This window comes from Nocardioides alkalitolerans (assembly GCA_038184435.1).
GTDB classification, from domain to species: domain Bacteria; phylum Actinomycetota; class Actinomycetes; order Propionibacteriales; family Nocardioidaceae; genus Nocardioides; species Nocardioides alkalitolerans_A.
Genome location: CP116227.1, coordinates 4,275,527 through 4,294,621, shown reverse-complemented (window position 1 = coordinate 4,294,621; position 19,095 = coordinate 4,275,527). Strand labels below are relative to the sequence as shown.

The 19,095-nt window shown below is 73.3% G+C and carries 18 protein-coding genes; 3 read left to right on the top strand and 15 right to left on the bottom strand.

The window, feature by feature from the left end; genetic code table 11:
* Positions 1 to 9: 9 nt before the first annotated feature.
* The 6 genes from PIR53_20485 to groES form a co-directional block, all read right to left on the bottom strand.
* Complete coding sequence (locus PIR53_20485) at positions 10 to 804, bottom strand: carbon-nitrogen hydrolase family protein (GenBank protein WZH52375.1); 795 nt, start codon at positions 802 to 804, stop codon at positions 10 to 12.
* Between the two features lie 18 nt (positions 805 to 822).
* Positions 823 to 1,929: a GuaB3 family IMP dehydrogenase-related protein gene (locus PIR53_20480; GenBank protein ID WZH52374.1), complete on the bottom strand. Its 1,107-nt coding sequence runs from the start codon at positions 1,927 to 1,929 to the stop codon at positions 823 to 825.
* Between the two features lie 18 nt (positions 1,930 to 1,947).
* Entirely contained in the window at positions 1,948 to 3,462 is a 1,515-nt protein-coding gene (guaB, locus tag PIR53_20475) for an IMP dehydrogenase (protein ID WZH52373.1), read from the bottom strand.
* Positions 3,463 to 3,472: 10 nt separating this feature from the next.
* Positions 3,473 to 4,372, bottom strand: a complete 900-nt coding sequence (locus PIR53_20470; protein ID WZH52372.1) for a GNAT family N-acetyltransferase — start codon at positions 4,370 to 4,372, stop codon at positions 3,473 to 3,475.
* A gap of 127 nt (positions 4,373 to 4,499) precedes the next feature.
* A complete protein-coding gene (gene groL / locus PIR53_20465) occupies positions 4,500 to 6,119 on the bottom strand; it encodes a chaperonin GroEL (GenBank protein WZH52371.1) in 1,620 nt (539 codons plus the stop codon).
* Between the two features lie 110 nt (positions 6,120 to 6,229).
* Complete coding sequence (gene groES / locus PIR53_20460) at positions 6,230 to 6,526, bottom strand: co-chaperone GroES (protein WZH54486.1); 297 nt, start codon at positions 6,524 to 6,526, stop codon at positions 6,230 to 6,232.
* A gap of 207 nt (positions 6,527 to 6,733) precedes the next feature.
* On the opposite strand from groES, the gene PIR53_20455 reads away from it, so the two are divergent.
* Positions 6,734 to 7,921: an SAM-dependent methyltransferase gene (locus tag PIR53_20455; protein ID WZH52370.1), complete on the top strand. Its 1,188-nt coding sequence runs from the start codon at positions 6,734 to 6,736 to the stop codon at positions 7,919 to 7,921.
* A 15-nt stretch (positions 7,922 to 7,936) separates the two neighbouring features.
* Here the strand turns inward: PIR53_20455 and PIR53_20450 are convergent, their stop codons facing one another.
* The 3 genes from PIR53_20450 to PIR53_20440 form a co-directional block, all read right to left on the bottom strand.
* Positions 7,937 to 9,154, bottom strand: a complete 1,218-nt coding sequence (locus PIR53_20450) for an acetyl-CoA C-acetyltransferase (GenBank protein ID WZH52369.1) — start codon at positions 9,152 to 9,154, stop codon at positions 7,937 to 7,939.
* Between the two features lie 109 nt (positions 9,155 to 9,263).
* Positions 9,264 to 9,896, bottom strand: a complete 633-nt coding sequence (locus PIR53_20445; protein ID WZH52368.1) for an MBL fold metallo-hydrolase — start codon at positions 9,894 to 9,896, stop codon at positions 9,264 to 9,266.
* Positions 9,896 to 11,002 carry an S-(hydroxymethyl)mycothiol dehydrogenase gene (locus PIR53_20440; protein ID WZH52367.1) on the bottom strand — a complete coding sequence of 369 codons (1,107 nt, stop codon included), beginning with the start codon at positions 11,000 to 11,002 and terminating at the stop codon, positions 9,896 to 9,898. Before PIR53_20440 ends, PIR53_20445 begins: the two co-directional genes overlap by 1 nt.
* A 106-nt stretch (positions 11,003 to 11,108) precedes the next feature.
* On the opposite strand from PIR53_20440, the gene PIR53_20435 reads away from it, so the two are divergent.
* Together PIR53_20435 and PIR53_20430 are read left to right on the top strand one after the other, a co-directional pair.
* Positions 11,109 to 11,651, top strand: a complete 543-nt coding sequence (locus tag PIR53_20435; GenBank protein ID WZH52366.1) for a SigE family RNA polymerase sigma factor — start codon at positions 11,109 to 11,111, stop codon at positions 11,649 to 11,651.
* A complete protein-coding gene (locus tag PIR53_20430) occupies positions 11,648 to 12,940 on the top strand; it encodes a hypothetical protein (GenBank protein WZH52365.1) in 1,293 nt (430 codons plus the stop codon). Before PIR53_20435 ends, PIR53_20430 begins: the two co-directional genes overlap by 4 nt.
* Before the next feature lie 22 nt (positions 12,941 to 12,962).
* Here the strand turns inward: PIR53_20430 and tsaD are convergent, their stop codons facing one another.
* The 6 genes from tsaD to PIR53_20400 form a co-directional block, all read right to left on the bottom strand.
* Entirely contained in the window at positions 12,963 to 14,006 is a 1,044-nt protein-coding gene (tsaD, locus tag PIR53_20425) for a tRNA (adenosine(37)-N6)-threonylcarbamoyltransferase complex transferase subunit TsaD (protein ID WZH52364.1), read from the bottom strand.
* Positions 14,003 to 15,433 carry a hypothetical protein gene (locus tag PIR53_20420; GenBank protein ID WZH52363.1) on the bottom strand — a complete coding sequence of 477 codons (1,431 nt, stop codon included), beginning with the start codon at positions 15,431 to 15,433 and terminating at the stop codon, positions 14,003 to 14,005. The genes tsaD and PIR53_20420 overlap by 4 nt, the downstream gene beginning before the upstream one ends.
* A 121-nt stretch (positions 15,434 to 15,554) precedes the next feature.
* Positions 15,555 to 15,980 (bottom strand): membrane protein insertion efficiency factor YidD, encoded by a 426-nt coding sequence (gene yidD, locus PIR53_20415; protein ID WZH52362.1) that lies wholly within the window; start codon positions 15,978 to 15,980, stop codon positions 15,555 to 15,557.
* A gap of 23 nt (positions 15,981 to 16,003) precedes the next feature.
* Positions 16,004 to 16,663, bottom strand: coding sequence for an XRE family transcriptional regulator (locus tag PIR53_20410; protein WZH52361.1), 660 nt, complete (start codon positions 16,661 to 16,663; stop codon positions 16,004 to 16,006).
* A gap of 9 nt (positions 16,664 to 16,672) precedes the next feature.
* Positions 16,673 to 17,944, bottom strand: a complete 1,272-nt coding sequence (locus PIR53_20405) for an allantoate amidohydrolase (GenBank protein ID WZH52360.1) — start codon at positions 17,942 to 17,944, stop codon at positions 16,673 to 16,675.
* A complete protein-coding gene (locus PIR53_20400; protein ID WZH52359.1) occupies positions 17,941 to 19,071 on the bottom strand; it encodes an FAD-dependent oxidoreductase in 1,131 nt (376 codons plus the stop codon). Before PIR53_20400 ends, PIR53_20405 begins: the two co-directional genes overlap by 4 nt.
* Between the last annotated feature and the right edge of the window lie 24 nt (positions 19,072 to 19,095).

Here is a 19,095-nt window from a genome sequence, read left to right as displayed (position 1 = left end):
CATCCTGCCTCAGACCCGGCGGCGGGGCCCCAGGCTCGTGCGGTGGTCGACGACCATCGTGTGCGTACGGCGCGTGCTCGCCACCAGCGCCGCGTCGAGGTCGGCCACGACGACGCCCTCCTCGCGCCCCAGCCGGGCCAGCACGCGGCCCTCCGGGTCGTAGATCGCCGACCCGCCGCTCAGCTCGCGGCCACCGCAGCGCCCGGTGAGGCCGGCGAACGCGACGTACATGCCGTTCTCCAGCGCCCGGGCCGCGTAGTAGAGGTCGCGGCGGTGCTCGCCGCCGACGAAGTACGCCGCGGAGGCGAGGTAGCCGACGGCGCCGTCGCGGGCGGCCGCGGCGGCGTGCTCGGGGAAGCAGCCGTCGTAGCAGATGCTCAGGCCGAGCTCGGCATCGCCGACGCGCACCGAGGCGCCGTGGTCGCCGACGACGAAGTGGTGCTTCTCGGTGCCGTCGAGGTGCTGCTTGTCGTAGGGCACGGACACGCCGCCGTCCGGCGTGACCAGCGCGAGCGAGAGCGTCGCCACGCGACCGCGGGCCACCGGGGTGCCGACGAGCGCGGTGACGGCGCCGGCCGCCGTGGCGGCCCGGAGCGGGTCGAGCAGCGGGCCGGTGAGGTCCGCGACCGTGGGCAGCGGGCCGGCGAAGACCTCGTCGGCGTAGCCGGTGAGGAAGGCCTCGGGGAGCACGACCACGTCGGCGCCCTCGCCGGCGGCGCGCGACACGAGCCGCGCGGCCGAGCGGACGTTGGCGGCGAGGTCGCCCGCGACCGCCTCCCCCTGGGCGGCCGCGATCCGGGTCATCGCAGGCTCACGGCCGGGTCACTGCACGACGACCTCGACGCGCTGGAACTCCTTGAGCTCCGTGTAGCCCGTCGTGGCCATCGCCCGACGCAGCGCGCCGACCAGGTTCATCGTGCCGTCGGCGACCCGCGAGGGGCCGAAGAGGATCTCGTCGAGCGAGCCGACGGTGTCGAACTCGACCCGCTGGCCGCGCGGCAGCTCCGCGTGCCACGCCTCGGCGCCCCAGTGGAAGCCGCGGCCGGGCGCCTCGGAGGCGCGCGCGAAGGGCGAGCCCACCATGACCGCGTCAGCGCCGCAGGCGATCGCCTTCGCGAGGTCGCCCGACGTGCCGATGGAGCCGTCGGCGATGACGTGCACGTAACGGCCGCCGGACTCGTCGAGGTAGTCGCGGCGGGCCGCGGCGACGTCCGCCACCGCGCTCGCCATGGGGACCGCGAGGCCGAGCACCGTGCGCGTCGTGTGGGCCGCGCCGCCGCCGAAGCCGACGAGCACGCCGGCCGCGCCGGTGCGCATGAGGTGGAGCGCGGCCTGGTAGGTCGCGCAGCCGCCCACGATGACCGGGACGTCGAGCTCGTAGATGAACTCCTTGAGGTTGAGCGGCTCCGCCTGGCTCGAGACGTGCTCCGCGCTCACCGTCGTGCCGCGGATGACGAACATGTCGACACCCGCGTCGACCACCGTCTTGGCGTGCTCCCGCGTGCGCTGCGGCGACAGCGAGCCCGCCACCGTCACGCCCGCGTCGCGCATCTGGCGCAGCCGCTCGGTGATGAGCTCCGCCTTCACCGGCTCCGTGTAGATCTCCTGCAGGCGGGCCGTCGCGGCCACGCCCTGCAGCCCGGCCACCTCGGCGAGGAGCGACGTCGGGTCCTCGTACCGGGTCCAGAGACCCTCGAGGTCGAGCACGCCGAGACCGCCGGCGCGACCGAGCGCGATCGCCGTCTCCGGGCTCATCACGGAGTCCATCGGCGCCGCCACGACGGGGATCTCGAAGCGGTAGGCGTCGATCTGCCAGGCGACGCTGACCTCCTCGGGGTCGCGCGTGCGCCGCGACGGCACGATGGCGATGTCGTCGAAGGAGTAGGCCCGGCGGGCGCGCTTGGCGCGGCCGATCTCGATCTCGGTCACGAGGAGGAGTCTCCCACCTCAGCGCGACTGGTAGTTCGGCGCCTCGGCCACCATCTGGATGTCGTGGGGGTGGCTCTCCTTGAGCGACGCCGAGGTGATGCGCACGAAGCGGCCCTTCTCCTGCAGCTCCGGGACGGTGCGCGCACCGATGTAGAACATCGACTGGCTGAGGCCGCCGATGAGCTGGTGGGCCACGGCCGCCAGGGGGCCGCGGTAGGCCACCTGGCCCTCGACGCCCTCGGGCACGATCTTGTCGTCGCTGGTGACCTCGGCCTGGAAGTAGCGGTCCTTCGAGTAGGACTTCTTGCCCCGGCTGCTCATCGCGCCGAGGGAGCCCATGCCGCGGTACGCCTTGTACTGCTTGCCGTTGACGAAGACGAGCTCGCCCGGGGACTCTTCGCAGCCGGCGAGGAGCGAGCCGATCATGACCGACTCCGCGCCCGCGACGAGGGCCTTGGCGATGTCGCCCGACTGCTGCAGGCCGCCGTCGGCGATGACCGGGACGCCGGCCGGCCGGCAGGCGAGCGACGCCTCGTAGACGGCCGTCACCTGGGGCACGCCCGCGCCGGTGACGACGCGCGTCGTGCAGATCGAGCCGGGACCGAAGCCGACCTTGACCGCGTCCGCACCGGCGTCGACGAACGCCTGGGCGCCCTCGCGGGTGGCCACGTTGCCGCCGATGAGCTGCACGTGCTTCGTCGCCGGGTCGGACTTGAGCCGCTTCACCATGTCGAGCAGGAGCCGCACGTGGCCGTGGGCCGTGTCGGCGACGAGCACGTCGACGCCCGCCTCGATGAGCGTCGTGGCGCGCTCCCACGCATCACCGAAGTAGCCGATCGCCGCACCGACGAGGAGGCGGCCGTCCGCGTCGTACGAGGCGTCGGGGAACTGCTCGGACTTCACGAAGTCCTTGACGGTGATGAGGCCGGCGAGCTTGCCGTCGGCGTCGACCAGCGGGAGGCGCTCCCGCTTGTGCTTGCGCAGCAGCGCGGTGGCGTCGTCCCGGCTGATGCCCACGTCGCCCGTGATGAGCGGCATCGGGGTCATCACCTCGTCGACCTTCGTGGTCCCCCACTCGGCCACCGGCGTGAAGCGGAGGTCGCGGTTGGTGATGATGCCCAGGAGCATGTCCGCGGAGTCGACGACCGGGAGGCCGGAGACGCGGTACTCCCCGCAGATGCGGTCGAGGTCCTCGAGCGTCGCGTCGGGGCCGATCGTGACGGGGTTGGAGATGATGCCCGTCTGGGTGCGCTTGACGAGGTCCACCTGGTAGGCCTGGTCGGCCACCGAGAGGTTGCGGTGGAGGATCCCGATGCCGCCCTGGCGCGCCATCGCGATCGCCATCCGGGACTCGGTCACCGTGTCCATCGCCGCCGAGATCAGCGGGGCCTTGAGGGAGATCTCGCGGGTCAGCCGCGAGGTGGTGTCGATCTCGCTGGGCGCCAGGTCGGAGTAGCCCGGCAGCAGCAGCACGTCGTCGTAGGTGAGACCGAGGGCGGCGAACTTGTCGGGGACTCCTGCGGTGGCGCTCATGGGGGCCAGTCTAGGCCCGCGGCAGCGGCCTCAGCTCCCGCACCGGGATGCGAACGGTCAGCACGTCCGCGGACATGCGGATCCGGCCGCGCAGGCCCGCCGCGAGCACGAGCGGCAGGACCGCCTGGTTGTCGGCACGGGTCGACAGGACGATGTCCTGGACGCCCTCGCCGGCCGCGAGGCGGGCCACGTCGGAGAGCAGGCGCGTGCCGATCCCCCGGCGCTGCCAACCCGGGTCGACCTCGAGGTCGACCGTGTGCAGACCCGGTTCCGCACCCGGCTCCGCGCCCGGCTCCGCGTCGCGCAGCACGGCCACGCCGACCACGACGCCCTGCACGCTGGCCTGCACCGTGCGCCCCACCAGCTCGAAGGTCGGGGTCGCCCCGCCGCCCATCCGGCGCGCGCTGGAGCCGAGCACCGTCGGGGTGCGGGCCAGCACGTCGGAGACGAGGTCCGCCATCGCTGCTCCCCGGGCGTGCTCGGTGGGCGTGAAGGCGGCCCGGCGGCGCACCTGCACCTGGACGTCGCCGACCGTCATCTCCATCACGTCGCCCGTGGCGGCGTCGCCGGGCTCGGCGTCGAAGAGCTGCGCGACCACCTCGGGGAAGCGGGAGGGCCGCGCGATCACGGCGCGGGCCGCCTGCACGTAGCGCGCCGGCTGGTCGACCAGGGCCGCCTCGGTGCAGGGCGTGCCGACCACGTCGGTCCCGCCCGCGCCCTCCAGCAGGCCCGTGAGCTGCTCGAGGGTCCACCCCTCCGGGGTGCGCACGACGAGCTCGTCGGTGACGGCGTCGACGCCCGGGAACACCTGGAGCGCGAGGATGTTGACGCCCGCGGCCCCGCACTCGGCGGCGAGGACGGCCAGCGTGCCCGGTCGGTCGGGAAGGGTGGTGCGCACTCGCCACAGCATGGGCTGACGGTGCGCCGCGCGTGTTGCGCGACCGGGACGGCCGTGTTTCGGCGGTGCAACAACGCACGCCGCCCCCGGCGCCGCGAGGGCGCCGGGGGCGGAGCGGTGGAGCAGGTGGAGCGGTCGCTCAGTGGCCGTGGCCGTGACCGTGACCGGCGGCGGCCGGCTCCTCCTCCTCGGGCTTGTCGACGACCAGGGTCTCGGTCGTCAGCAGCAGGCCCGCGATGGAGACGGCGTTGACCAGGGCGGAGCGGGTCACCTTGACGGGGTCGAGGACGCCCTGGGCGACCAGGTCGCCGTACTCGCCCGTGGCGGCGTTGTAGCCGTTGCCCACGCCGAGCTCGCGCACCTTGGAGACCACGACGTAGCCCTGCTCGCCGCCGTTCTCGGCGATCCAGCGGAGCGGCTCGTCGACGGCCTTGCGCACGATGCGCACGCCGACGGCCTCGTCGCCGGTGAGGCCGAGGTCGCCCTCGAGCGCCGCGGCGGCGTGGATGATCGCGGAGCCACCGCCGGGGACGATGCCCTCCTCGATCGCGGCGCGCGTCGCGGAGACGGCGTCCTCGATGCGGTGCTTCTTCTCCTTGAGCTCGACCTCGGTGGCCGCGCCGACCTTGATGACGACGACGCCACCGGCCAGCTTGGCGAGGCGCTCCTGGAGCTTCTCGCGGTCCCAGTCGGAGTCGGTGTTCTCGATCTCCGCCTTGATCTGGTTGACGCGGCCCTCGACGGCCGACGCGTCGCCGGCACCGTCGACGATCGTGGTGTTGTCCTTCGTCACCACGACGCGGCGGGCCTGGCCGAGCACCTCGAGGCCGACCTGGTCGAGCTTGAGCCCGACCTCGGGAGCCACGACCTGGGCGCCGGTGAGCACCGCGATGTCCTGGAGGATCGCCTTGCGGCGGTCGCCGAACGCGGGCGCCTTGACGGCCACGCCGGTGAAGGTGCCGCGGATCTTGTTGACGACGAGGGTGGAGAGCGCCTCGCCCTCGAGGTCCTCGGCGATGATGAAGAGCGACTTGCCCGCGGCGATGACCTTCTCGAGCAGCGGGAGCAGCTCGGCGACGGCCGAGATCTTCCCCTGGTGCAGGAGGATGTAGGGGTCGTCGAGGACGGCCTCGCGGCCCTCCGAGTCGGTGACGAAGTACTGCGAGATGAAGCCCTTGTCGAACTGCATGCCCTCGGTGAACTCGAGGTCGGTGCCGAGCGTGTTCGACTCCTCGACGGTGATGACACCGTCCTTGCCGACCTTGTCGAAGGCGTCGGCGAGCAGGGCGCCGATGTGCGCGTCGCGCGAGGAGATCGTGCCGACGCTGGCCACGTCCTCCTTGTTGTCGACCTCGCGGGCGGCGTCGCGCAGGGCGTCGCCGACGGCCGCGGCGGCCAGGTCGAGGCCGCGCTTGAGGCCGAGCGGGTTGGCGCCGGCGGCGACGGCGCGGAGGCCCTCGTGCACCAGGGCCTGGGCCAGCACCGTCGCGGTCGTCGTGCCGTCACCGGCGACGTCGTTGGTCTTGGTCGCGACCTCCTTGGTGAGCTGGGCACCGAGGTTCTCGAACGGGTCGTCCAGCTCGACCTCACGCGCGACGGTCACGCCGTCGTTCGTGATGGTCGGGGCGCCCCACTTCTTGTCGAGGACGACGTAGCGGCCCTTGGGGCCGAGCGTCACCTTGACGGTGTTCGCGAGCGCGTCGACGCCGCGCTCGAGCGAGCGACGGGCGTTCTCGTCGAACTCAAGGATCTTGGGCATGTCTCTCCTCAGAGATGCTGCGGGTGGTGGGTACGGCGCGAGCCGTGCGCCCCGGAGCAGTCCGCCGGGGGCGGGCTCACGGGGCGCACGGCTCGAGGATCACTCGAGGGTCAGGAGACGATCGCGAGGACGTCGCGACCCGAGAGGATCAGGTACTCCTGGCCCGCGACCTTGACCTCGGTGCCGCCGTACTTGCTGTAGATGACCTTGTCACCGACCGCGATGTCGAGCGGGATGCGCTCGTCGCCGTCCTCGTTCCAACGCCCGGGGCCCACCGCGAGGACCTCGCCCTCCTGGGGCTTCTCCTTCGCGGTGTCGGGGATGACGAGACCGGACGCCGTGGTCTGCTCGGCGTCGAGCGGCTTGACGACGATGCGGTCCTCGAGGGGCTTGATGTTGACCGACACGATGTCGACCTCCACTTTCCGTGCGGATCCGAATGCCGGACGGCGGACGCCGCCCGACGGGGCTGTGGTCGTCGCCGGCTCCGAGCGCGCCGTCGCGGGGGTCGCGCCGTCGTCGTCGACGATTGGCACACTCACCCGGAGAGTGCCAGCGCCGACGTTAGCACTCCACCAGAGCGAGTGCCAGAAGTGTCTGGGAGGATGGACGCCGTGGACCTCGAGACCTTCCGGTGGCTGCTGACGCACGACGGGCGCACGCTGCTGGACGTCGCCGCGCGCGCCTACGCCGACGCCGACGGCGACCCCGTGCGGGCGGCGGCGACGGTGCGGCGCACCGAGCCGGACCCCGAGCGCTCCGCCGCGGCCCTGACCCAGGTCGGGCTGCGGGTGCGCGGCGTCGCCAAGTTCGGCGAGGACGCGCTGCGGATGTTCTTCACGCCCGACGGCCTCGAGCAGGCGACCCGCCGCGCGGTCGCCGACCACCGGGCCGCCCGGCTCGCCGCGGCCCGGCCCTCCTCCGTGGTCGACCTCGGCTGCGGCATCGGCGGCGACCTGACGGCCCTGGCCCGCGCCGGTCTCGTCGCGGCGGGGGTCGACCTCGACCCACTCCGTGTCGCGATGGCCGAGGCGAACCTCGCCGCCCTCGGGCTCGAGGGGGCGGTCACCGTCGCGGACGCGACGGCGCTGCCGCTCGGGGGGTTCGGTGTCGCGACCGTCGACCCCGCCCGCCGCGACGGTCGCGGCCGGGTCTTCGACGCCGACGCCTGGGTGCCGTCCTGGGACTTCGTCGCCGGGCTCCTCACCAGCCGCCCCGCCGTCGCGAAGCTCGCGCCGGGCCTCCCCCACGACCTCGTGCCCGCGGGCGTCGAGGCGGAGTGGGTCAGCGACCGCGGCGACGTGAAGGAGGCGGTGCTCTGGTCGCCCCACCTCGCCGTCACCCGCCGCCGCGCGACCGTGCTCCGGGCCGAGGGGCTCGCGACGCTCACGGACGAGGACGACCCCTACGACGGCGCCGAGCGCCCCGTCCGCGCCGTCGGCCGCTACCTCTACGAGCCCGACGGTGCCGTCATCCGCGCCGGGCTCGTCACCGCCGTCGCCGGAGCGGTCGACGGCGGCCTGCTCGACGAGCACATCGCCTACGTCACCTCGGACGCCGGGTTCCGCACGCCGTTCGCCGCGACGTACGAGGTGGTGGAGGAGCTGCCCTACCGCGAGAAGGCGCTCCGCGCAGCGCTCCGCGAGCGCGGCGTCGGCCGGCTCACCATCAAGAAGCGCGGCGTCGACGTCGTCCCGGAGCAGCTGCGCAAGCGGCTGGCGCTCCGGGGCGACGCCGAGGCGACGGTGGTGCTGACCCGGGTGGCCGGGGAGGGTACGGCGCTGCTGGTGCGCCCCGTCTGACCCCGGCCGTTCGCGTCAGGACAGGCGCTCGATGACCATCGCCATGCCCTGGCCGCCGCCGACGCACATCGACTCGACGCCGAACTGCTTGTCGTGCCACGTCAGCGAGTTGATGAGGGTGCTCGTGATGCGCGCGCCGGTCATGCCGAAGGGGTGACCGACGGCGATGGCGCCGCCGTTGACGTTGAGCTTGTCGACGTCGATCCCGATCTGCTGCGCCGAGCCGAGGGCCTGGACGGCGAACGCCTCGTTGATCTCGAAGAGGTCGATGTCGCCGACGCTCATGCCGGCGTTGCGCAGGGCCGCCGGGATCGCCTCGACCGGGCCGAGGCCCATGATCTCGGGCGAGAGGCCCGTGACGGCGGTGGACACGATGCGCGCGAGCGGGGTGAGGCCCAGCTCCTTCGCCTTGGTGTCGCTCATGATCACGAGGGCCGCGGCGCCGTCGTTGAGCGGGCAGGCGTTGCCCGCGGTGACCGTGCCGTCGGGACGGAAGACGGGCTTGAGCTGGCTGATGGCCTCGTACGTCGTGCCCGCCCGCGGACCGTCGTCGGTCGACACCACGGTGCCGTCCGGGAGGGTGACGGGGGTGATGTCCGTGGCCCAGAAGCCGCTCGCGATGGCCTCCTCGGTGAGGTTCTGGCTGCGGACGCCGAAGCGGTCCTGCTCCTCGCGGCTCATGCCGAGCTTCTGCGCGACGTTCTCCGCGGTCTGGCCCATCGCGATGTAGATGTCGGGCAGCGCGCCGTCCTCGCGCGGGTCGCGCCACGTGTCGGCCCCACCGGCCGCGCGCGCCTCGGTGCGGCGGACGGCCTCGCCGAAGACCGGGTTCTGCGCGGCCGGGTCGTCGGCGAAGCCGTTGCCGAACCGGCTGACGGTCTCCACACCGGCGGAGAGGAAGACGTCGCCCTCGCCGGCCTTGATGGCGTGGAACGCCATGCGGGTGGTCTGCAGGCTGGACGAGCAGTAGCGGTTGACCGTCACGCCGGGGAGGTGGTCCATCCCGGCGAGCACGGCCACCACGCGGGCCAGGTTGTTGCCCGACTCGCCGGCGGGCTGGCCGACGCCGAGGGCGAGGTCGACGATGTCCTTGCGGTCGAGCTCGGGCACCTTCGCCAGCGCGGCCTCGACCATCTGCACGGCGAGGTCGTCGGGGCGCATGTCCTTGAGCGACCCCTTCCCGGCACGGCCGATGGGCGAGCGGGCGGTGGAGACGATGACGGCTTCGGGCATGGCGGGCTCCTGTGCTTCTCGGGTTCGTCGGACAGCCGGAGAGCAGCGGGGAGGCCCCGTGCGCTCGGTCCGCCGTCCAGCCTAGACGGGCGACGGACCGAGCGCTCGGTCAGGTGAGGTTCGTCATCTCGGCGGCGATGGTGGTGTCGTCGCCGTGACCGGTGTGGACGACCGTCTCCGCGGGGAGGGCGAAGAGCCGTGCCTTGATCGAGGCCTCGATGGTCGGACGGTCCGAGTAGGACCGGCCGGTGGCCCCCGGGCCGCCGTTGAAGAGCGTGTCGCCGGTGAAGACGACACCCAGCTCGGGGGCGTGCAGGCAGACCGCTCCCGGGGCGTGGCCCGGGGTGTGGAGCACGGTCAGCGTCGTACCGCCCACGGCGATGTCCTGACCGTCGGAGAGGTCGACGTCCCACAGCTCGTCGGGGTGGGTCAGCTCCCACAGCGGACGGTCGTCGGGGTGCAGGAGGATCGGCGCGCTCGTGCGCTTGCGCAGCTCGGGCGCGACGCGCACGTGGTCGTCGTGGGCGTGGGTGCACACGATCGCCTTGACCTTGCGGTCGCCGACGATCGCGAGGATGGCGTCGACGTCGTGGGGGGCGTCGATGACGATCACCTCGGCGTCGTCACCGACGACCCAGATGTTGTTGTCGACGTCGAACGTCTCCCCGTCGAGGCTGAACGTGCCCGCGACGACGCCGTGGTCGACGCGGGCGCCGCCCGCGGCGTGGTGCGTGCTCGCCATCAGAGGACCACCACGCTGCGCAGGACCTCGCCGTGGTGCATCTTCTCGAACGCGGCCTCGACGTCCTCGATCCCGATCTCCTCGGTCACGAACGCGTCCAGGTCGAGACGTCCCTGCCGGTACAGGTCGACCAGCATGGGGAAGTCACGGTTGGGCAGGCAGTCGCCGTACCAGCTGGACTTCAGCGACCCACCCCGACCGAACACGTCGATCAGCGGGATCTGCGGGACCTTCATGTCCGGCGTCGGGACGCCGACCAGGACGACCGTGCCGGCCAGGTCACGGGCGTAGAACGCCTGCTCCCATGTCTCCGGACGACCCACCGCCTCGATCACGACGTCCGCACCGTCCGCACCCTCGTGACCCGCCGCCGCGCCCGCGATCGCCTTGATCGCCGCCACCGGATCGGTCTCCTTGGAGTTGACCGTGTGGGTGGCGCCGAGCTTCCGGGCGCCCTCGAGCTTCTTGTCGTCGATGTCGACCGCGATGATCGTGCCGGCACCCGCCAGCGCGGCGCCCGCGATCGCCGCCACCCCGACACCGCCGCAGCCGATGACCGCGACCACGTCGCCACGGGACACGTTGCCGGTGTTGATGGCGGCACCGATGCCGGCCATCACGCCGCAGCCCAGCAGGCCCACCGCGGCCGGACGGGCCTCCGGGTCGACCTTCGTGCACTGACCCGCGGCCACGAGCGTCTTCTCGGCGAACGCGCCGATACCCAGGGCCGGGGACAGCGGCGTACCGTCCGCCAGCGTCATCTTCTGCGTCGCGTTGTGGGTGTTGAAGCAGTACTGCGGCTCACCCCGGTCGCACGCCCGACAGTCACCGCACACCGCGCGCCAGTTGAGGACGACGAAGTCGCCCGGCGCCACCGTCGTCACGTCCTCGCCGACGGCCTCGACAACACCCGCGGCCTCGTGGCCCAGCAGGAACGGGAACTCGTCGTTGATCCCACCCTCGCGGTAGTGCAGGTCCGTGTGGCACACCCCGCACGCCTGCACCTTCACCAACGCCTCCCCCGGACCCGGGTCGGGCACCAGGATCGTCTCCAGGCTCACCGGCTCCCCGACCGACTTCGCGACGACTGCCTTGACCTCGTGCATGTGCGACTCCCTCTCCTGGAGCTCGTGGACCTGACCGGACCATCCTCCCCGATGCAACCGATGCGAGGACGGTCGCGTCTTGGTCGCGGAAGGATGGAGGTGAGAGATGACGACCCCAGGAGCGACGTTGACGACGCCCCGGCGACGCAGCCGCGACGACGAGTTCGCGGACTACATGGCCGCGCGCCAGGCGAGCCTGCTGCGCACCGCGTACCTGCTCTGCGGCGACCGGCACACCGCCGAGGACCTCGTGCAGACCACGCTGGCGAAGCTGTACCTCGCGTGGGACAAGGTCGAGGCGCACACGTCGCTCGACGGCTACGCGCGACGGATCCTCGTCAACGAGCACAACTCGCTGTGGCGGCGCGCCTGGAAGAAGCGCGAGTCCAGCACCGACGAGGTGCCCGACACCGTGCAGCACCGCGACGACTACGACGACGGCACCGCCGGGCGGCTCTGGGACTTCGTGCAGACCCTGCCCCGCAAGCAGCGCGCGGTGATCGTGCTGCGCTACTACGAAGGCCTCAGCGAGGCCGAGATCGCCACCACCCTCGGGATCTCCCCCGGGACCGTGAAGTCGCAGGCCAGCCGCGCCCTCGCGGCGCTCCGCGACCGGACCCCCTCCCACCTCCGAGAGGAGCAGCGATGACGAACGACCTGGACGACCAGCTCACCCGCACCCTGCGCGAGCACGCCGGGGACGCCGGTACGCCGCGGCTCGACCTCGACGCCGTACGCGGCCGTGCCCGCCGGATCCGGCGCACGCGCACCGCTCTGGTCGGGGCGGGGGCTGCCGCCGTCGTGCTCGCCGTCGTCGCGCCGCTGGGGTTGCTCGGCGGAGGATCCAGTGACCGGTCGGTCGACCCGGCGACGAGTGGTACGGCGAGTGCCGAGATCCCCGCCGTGCAGGGCGAGAGCATCACGATCGACCTCGACGCACTGCCGACGGGTGTCCCCGCGGGCGTGCCCTACCTGCTCGACGACGCGATCCACCTGCCGGGCGGGGCGACGTACACGCTCGAGGGTGAGCCCGGCGCCAGCCTCGTCGGGGACGTCGTGCCCTTCGGGCAGGGCGAGTGGCTGGCCACCGTCGCTCCGGGCGACGGGGTCTACGAGCTGCGGCACCTCAGCGCCGACGGGGACCTCGTGGAGACCGTCGCGGGGCCCGAGGAGGGCCTGACCGTGGGGACCACGCTCGCCTACGACCCGGCGACGGCGCGGGTCGCCTGGGTCGAGCAGCCGGTCGACGCCGCCGCGGCCGCGGGGCGATTGGAGCTCGTCGTCGCCGACGCCGACGGCGTGGAGATCAGCCGCACCGACGTGCCGGCCGGCGACGGCTCCGTGCCCTCCGCCGCCCCGTTGGCGTTCCGGGGTGACGACGTCGTCGTCACGACAGGCGACTCCCTCGCCACCGCGACGCTGCTCATGGGTCTGGACGGAACGGTCGACGAGCTCGCGTCGGAGCTGACCGACGCCGTGTCGCCCGACGGCGAGCTGGCGGTGCGGACGTCCTACAGCGCCGACGGCGACTGCGCGACCGTCCGCCGCGTGGAGGACGACGAGCCGCTCGGCTGGTCGACGACGGGGTGCCGCAGCTACGGGACGTTCTCGACCGACAGCCGCATGGTGCTCGCCGGACCGTCCGAGAGCCAGGTCGCGTACAACGGGAACGCCGAGAGCATCATCGATGCCGAGAGCGGGGAGTCGATCGTCGAGATCGGCCTGCCCACCGGGATGCAGACCTTCGTCTACGCCGGCGCATGGGAGAACGCACGGACGCTGCTCGTGAGCGTCAAGCAGAGCGTGTCGGACAACGCACCGGCCCGCTACGGCCTCGTGCGCATCGACGTCACGACCGGGCGGGCGGACCTCGCCGCGCCGATCGAGGAGTACGACCCCCTGTACGACAACGGCGAGGCGCGGTTCTACGTGCGGTGACCTCGGCCGCCCGTCGGCTCCCTCAGACCAGCACGCTCGTGACGGGCTGGGAGGAGTCGGCGGGCAGGTCCAGCGCGGAGGGAGTGCGCCCGCGGGCCACCATCTCCGCGCCGAGCGCGGCGACCATCGCGCCGTTGTCGGTGCAGAGGCCGGGGCGCGGGATCCGGACGCGTACGCCGGCGCGCTCGGCCCGCTCCAGCACCATCGACCGGAGCCGCGAGTTGGCCGCGACGCCGCCACCCAGGAGGAGGTCCTCGATCCCCTCCGCGGTGGCGGCGTCGAGCGCCTTGCGCACGAGGACGTCGCAGACCGCCTCCTGGAAGCTCGCGGCGACGTCGGGCACCGAGACGGGCTCGCCGGAGCGCTCGCGGGCCTCGACCCAGCGGGCGACCGCCGTCTTGAGGCCGGAGAACGAGAAGTCGAAGCGGTGCCGCTCGAGGTCGCGACGGCTGGTGAGGCCGCGGGGGAAGTCGATGCTGATCTCGCCGTCGCGGGCAGCGCGGTCGACGTGCGGGCCGCCCGGGAAGGGCAGGCCGAGCAGGCGGGCGACCTTGTCGAAGGCCTCCCCCGCCGCGTCGTCGATCGTGGCGCCCATCGGGTCCACGCCGAGGGTCAGGTCGGTGACCTTGAGCAGGCTCGAGTGGCCGCCCGAGACGAGCATGGCGATGCAGGGCTCGGGCAGCGGTCCGTGCTCGAGCTGGTCGACCGCGACGTGGGCGGCGAGGTGGTTGACGCCGTACAGCGGCTTGCCGAGCCCCAGCGCCAGCGCCTTGGCGCTCGCGACGCCGACCAGGAGGGCCCCCGCGAGGCCGGGACCGCTCGTCACGGCGATCGCGTCGACGTCGCTCGGGCGGATTCCCGCGGTCGCGCAGGCGCGCTCGATCGTCGGGACCATGGCCTCGAGGTGGGCGCGGCTGGCGACCTCCGGGACGACGCCGCCGAACCGTGCGTGCTCCTCGACGCTGCTCGCGACGGTGTCGGCCAACAGCGTCGTGCCGCGCACGATCCCGACGCCCGTCTCGTCGCACGAGGTCTCGATGCCGAGGACGAGGGGTTCGGTGCTCACGCGTCGGATTGTTCCAGAGGCGGGCTCGGGCTCCCCCGCTCGCGTCGGTCGGCGAGGGCGATGAAGAGGCGGGCCTCGTTCTCGGAGCAGGGGTGGGTGCCGGTCGGGCCGGTGGTGAAGCCGAGACCGTTCGGGGTGAGCCAGACGTAGTGGCCCGGCGCTCGCTGTCTGGCTTGGTAGCCGGCGTGGGTCTTCCAGCGGTGGTGACGGCGTTGCAGGAGGCCGGAGTTGTGGGTGCCGGTCTGTTGCTCTGCCGTGCTCGGATCGAAGGGGGTGGGGTGGTCGTAGTCGGTGTTGCGGCTGGTGGAGGTGGCGTAGGGCCAGTAGTCGCCGCCGGTGGTGAGGTACACCCGTTCTTTCACTGACTCGGGGTGTTCGTAGGCGGTGGTGCGGACGGCGTCGGCAAGGTCGATGACCGGCTTGACGGTGACCTGGGTGGTCGCGAGGAGCTGGTGGACGGCGCCGAGTGTGCGGGGTCCGAGGGCTTCGACACGGGCGACGCCCTGGGCGCCGAGGAGGGTGGCTTCGTGGAGGTGGACGTAGAGCCTGGCCTTCGGGCGGAGCCTGGTCAGATCGGTGCTCCGGAGGGCATCGAGGACGTCGACAGGCAGCGCGGTCGCGCGTGAGGGCCGCAGGGGTTCGTCGTCGGTGACCGGCTCCGGCTCGACTCCAGTCTCAGCGCCGCTCGCGGTGGTTTCGTGCTCGACGAGGAGCGCGAGGAGCTCGGCCGGACGGGCGAGGTAGCCCAGCGCGATCGCCCGCACCTCGTCCGCGGTCGCATCGGGGTGGCCGGGGGTGATGATCTCCGCGACCCGGGTGACGGTGGCCTGCACCCACGCCGCATCCCCGGCATCGAGCCGGGCGATCAACGTGCGGAGTCCGTACTCGTCGGTGCGGCCCAGGCCGACGTAGCGGCGGCGCTTCTCCTCCTCCACCCGCTCCTCGTGCAGCGCGGGGTCGGCCTCGATCACCTTGCCCTCGGCCACGGTCAGCACCCGCCCGGGTGCCTCGGCGGCGATCATCCGCGCCACCACAGAGTCGACGACACCGACCACCGCACGCGGCAGGTGCCGGGACATGCGGGCGACCTTGCGTGCGACGTACACCTCCGCCGTCCCCTGCCGCACCACCGCCCACGTCAACGGCAGCCGGTGCTGGAGGTCCAGCACATCCGCGAGGGCGTTGATCGTCGCGACCACGCCTGAGCCGCGGGCCAGGGCGATCTCGCCGAGGGCGTGGTCCTGCACCCGCGGCGTACCCTCCCCACCCACCATCACCAACGGATTCATCCGCCGCGAGGACTCCCCCGAGTGCACCGCCGCCCACGCCGCGATCACCTCCAGGTCACGCACCTCCGCCAACTGGCGGGCGCGCACCGCCTCAGCGGCTGCATCCAGCAACCCGCGAGGCGAGAGATGATCAAACATGTGTGCGATTCTATGCGCGCCCACCGACACCCGCCACCGCGAATCCACAGGCCCACGTCACCGCGCCGTACGACCAAACTCGACGAACCTGCCGCGCCGTACGACCAAACTCGACGCAGGATCAGCAGGCGTGCGACGCCGCGCGGCAGGCGCGGAGGCGGCGGAGCACGCGGATGCCGCCGCCGAGGAGGCCGTGGGCGGAGATGGCCTGGAGGCCGTAGCGCGAGCAGGACGGGCTGAGGTTGCAGACCGGCTCGGACCGGCCCGCCGAGACGTTCACCTGGTAGGACCGCACCGCCCGCGACGCCAGGCGCGCGCCCGCCGAGGACGGGCGCGCCGTGTGGGGGTCGACCGCGCTCGCGAGGAACATCCCGAGCAGCGCCTGGAGCAGCACGGTCAGGGCGAGGAACGAGAAGCAGTCCGCGTCGCAGCAGTCACCGCAGTCGGGGCTGCAGTCCCGCTTCTTCTTCCCGGGCCGGGCCCGCTTCCCCCGCGGCTGCTGCCGCTGCTTGCGCCGCCTCTGGTCCCACCACCGCACGATGCTCACCGCGCCTCCCTTCCCCGGCAGGCTCACAGCGAAGCCTCCGGGAACGCGATCACCGACAGGAACCGGATGGGCAGCTCGACGAGCTCGACCGGGCCGTGGGCGCCCTCGCCGTCCATCTGCAGCGAGTCGCCGGGGTGCAACCGGTAGACCGAGCGCGAGTGCGAGTAGTCCATGACGCCCTCGAGCATGAAGATGAACTCGGTGCCGGGGTGCTGGAAGAGCGGGTAGGTCTCGCTCTTCTCCGTGAGCGTCACGTGGAGGCACTCGAGGCGCTTGTGCTCGCCGCGCAGCGAGCCGAGGAGCTCGTACTCGTGCCCCTCCTTCGTCCCCGCCCGCACGATGCGGGCCCCCGTGCCGGCCGCGACGAACGCCGCGGGACGCTCGGCGTCGGCGCCGCGGAAGAGGGAGGTGACCGGTACGTCGAGGCCGACGGCCAACCGCGCCAGCGTCGACAGGCTGCACGAGGTCTGGGCGTTCTCGATCTTCGACAGCATCGCCTTCGAGATGCCGACCCTCTCCGCCGTCTCGCCCACCGACAGGCCCTGCTGCGTGCGCAGGCTCCGCACGTTGCGCGCGATCGCCTCCTCCAGCTCGAGCTCCTCGAGCGGGTCCTCGGGGCGTCGCTCCCGCGCCGTACCGGCCCGGTTGCGCAGCAGTGCGGCGTCGTTCTCCTCGGTGGACACAGGTGAACCCTAGGAGACGCCCACGGGCTCCCGCAGGAGGCGCTCCAGCACGTCGGCGAGCGCGACGGCGCCGGCCTCGGCGTCGACGTCCTCGCACGCCTCCTCCGGCGAGTGGGACACGCCCGTCGGGTTCCGGGTGAAGAGCATCGCCGTCGGGATCGCCGACGCGAGCACGCCGGCGTCGTGGCCCGCCCCGGTGTCGAGCACCGGCGCGTCCGGCAGCACCTGCGCCAGCCGCCCCGACAGGTCGGCGTCGAAGTGGACCGTGCCGCCGTAGGACTCCTCCGTCAGCGTCACCGCGCACCCCTGCGCCGCGGCCAACCGGCCCGCCTGCCGCTCGATCTCCGCGACGACCGCCGCCGTCACGGCGTCGTCGGGGTGCCGCGCGTCGAGCCACAGGTCGACGCGGGAGGCGATGACGTTGGTGCCCCCGGGCACCGGTACGACGCGGCCGACCGTCGCCCGGGCCTCCGCGTGCGCCACGGCGGCGTCGCGGGCGGCGAGCACGATCCCCGCGGCGACCACCATCGGGTCGCGCCGGTCGGGCATCCGGGTCGTGCCGGCGTGGTTGCCCTCGCCGGTCACGGAGAAGCGCCAGCGGCCGTGGCCCAGGATGGACGAGCCGATCGCGACGGGCCGGCCCAGGTCGACCAGCCCGCGCCCCTGCTCCACGTGCAGCTCCACGAACGCGTCGATGCCCGCGAGCCGCGCGGGGTCGGGCCCGATCCGGTCGACGTCGAGACCGGCGCCGGCCGCGACCTCCGCGAACGTGCGACCGTCGGCGTCGCGCAGGCCGCGCGCCCGGTCGGGGTCGATCGCGCCCGCGAGCAACCGGGAGCCGAGGCAGGCGACGCCGAAGCGTGCACCCTCCTCCTCCGGGAACGCCACGACGGCCAGGGGCCGCTCGGTGCGCACGCCCCGGGCGTCGAGCAGGTCGACGGCGGCGAGCGCCGACGCGACGCCGAGCGGGCCGTCGAAGGCGCCGCCGCCCGGCACGGAGTCGAGGTGGCTCCCGGTGACGATCGCGTGCGGCGCACCGGCGCCACCGCCGGGGCCCGTGCCCGGCCGCCACGCCCAGATCGCGCCGTTGCGGTCGGTCTCGACCTCGAGCGAGCGCCGCTGCGCCTGCTCGACGAACCACTCACGCAGCGTCAGCTCGGCGTCCTCGTAGACGAACCGCGACCACCCGCCGCGCGTCGCGTCCCGACCGACGTCGGCGATCTCCCCGAGCAGCCCGGCGACCGACGCCGGCCCCGAGGGCGCGGACGAGGTCGCGCTCACGCGGCCACCCCCGCCAGCCGGAAGGCCGGCGGGACCTCGGCGGCGCCGGTGGCCGCGTCGGCCGCCAGGCGCCCGAGGAGCGGCGCGAACTTCGCGCCGTGGCCCGAGCAGGGCGAGAGGATGGTGATCCCGTCGACGCCGTCGATGACGAAGTTCTCGTCGGGGGTGTTGGTGAAGAGGCACGTGGTCTCGGCGTACGGCTCCGGAACGAGCCCCGGGAGGTGCTGCCGCACGTAGGCCACCACCCGCTCGCGGTTGGCCGGGTCGATCAGCCCGTCGGAGTGCGCCGCGGACGGGATGGCCGGTCCGCCGTTGTACTCCGCCACCTTCTGGCCGCGGAACCCCGCGTCGCGGCCGCCCGGCAGGCCGTAGACCTGGATCTCGGGGATCTTGTGGATGAACGTCGGCCACCCGTCGCGGGGCAGGCCGGACGCGTCGTCGACGTAGGGGAAGTGGTAGGCCTGCTCCTTCCGCACCTCGAGGCGCGGGACGCGCCGGGCGAGGGCCGCGGGCAGCGTCGGCAGCAGGTCGGGCAGCCATCCGCCCGCGCTCACCACGACGTGGTCGGCCCGCAGCTCGGCGCCGGCCTCGGAGACGACACGGAAACCCGGACCGTCGGGCACGACCTGCGCCACGGGCCAGCCCGTCAGCACGGTCGCACCCGCCTCCGCGGCGAGCCGGGCCATGGCGAGCACCGACGACTCGGCGTCGATGACGCCGGCGCCGGGGTGCCACAGCACGTCGGAGTCGAACGCGATCCCGGGCCACCGCTCGGCGGCGGCGGCCGCGCTCATCAGCTCGTGCTCCACGCCCGCCCCGGCCATCACCGTCGCGAGGTGGTCGGGGCGTCGGTCGGCCCCGTGGTCGAGCGAGCCCGTCGGCGTGACCAGCCGCTCGCCCGCCAGGGCCTCGAGCTCGTCCCACGCCGCCCGGGCCTGCACCACGAGCCCCGTCCAGAACGGGTCGGGATAGCCGTAGCGGAAGATCCGTGCCGACCCGTGCGAGCTGCCGCGCTCGTTGGCCGGCGTCGTGCGCTCGACCAGCGTCACCTCGTGCCCGCGCCGCGCCAGCTCCCAGGCCGTCGCCGCGCCCGCCAGGCCCGCTCCCACCACCACGTACGTCGTCACCGACGCTCCCTCCTCGTTCCGCCT

What these genes read in the sequence shown, in the direction of transcription:
- PIR53_20485 (WZH52375.1), bottom strand. Translation starts at nt 804, where the DNA reads ATGACCCGGATCGCGGCCGCCCAGGGGGAGGCGGTCGCGGGCGACCTC.
- guaB (WZH52373.1), bottom strand. Translation starts at nt 3,462, where the DNA reads ATGAGCGCCACCGCAGGAGTCCCCGACAAGTTCGCCGCCCTCGGTCTC.
- PIR53_20470 (WZH52372.1), bottom strand. Translation starts at nt 4,372, where the DNA reads ATGCTGTGGCGAGTGCGCACCACCCTTCCCGACCGACCGGGCACGCTG.
- groL (WZH52371.1), bottom strand. Translation starts at nt 6,119, where the DNA reads ATGCCCAAGATCCTTGAGTTCGACGAGAACGCCCGTCGCTCGCTCGAG.
- PIR53_20450 (WZH52369.1), bottom strand. Translation starts at nt 9,154, where the DNA reads ATGCCCGAAGCCGTCATCGTCTCCACCGCCCGCTCGCCCATCGGCCGT.
- PIR53_20445 (WZH52368.1), bottom strand. Translation starts at nt 9,896, where the DNA reads ATGGCGAGCACGCACCACGCCGCGGGCGGCGCCCGCGTCGACCACGGC.
- PIR53_20440 (WZH52367.1), bottom strand. Translation starts at nt 11,002, where the DNA reads ATGCACGAGGTCAAGGCAGTCGTCGCGAAGTCGGTCGGGGAGCCGGTG.
- PIR53_20435 (WZH52366.1), top strand. Translation starts at nt 11,109, where the DNA reads ATGACGACCCCAGGAGCGACGTTGACGACGCCCCGGCGACGCAGCCGC.
- PIR53_20430 (WZH52365.1), top strand. Translation starts at nt 11,648, where the DNA reads ATGACGAACGACCTGGACGACCAGCTCACCCGCACCCTGCGCGAGCAC.
- PIR53_20420 (WZH52363.1), bottom strand. Translation starts at nt 15,433, where the DNA reads ATGTTTGATCATCTCTCGCCTCGCGGGTTGCTGGATGCAGCCGCTGAG.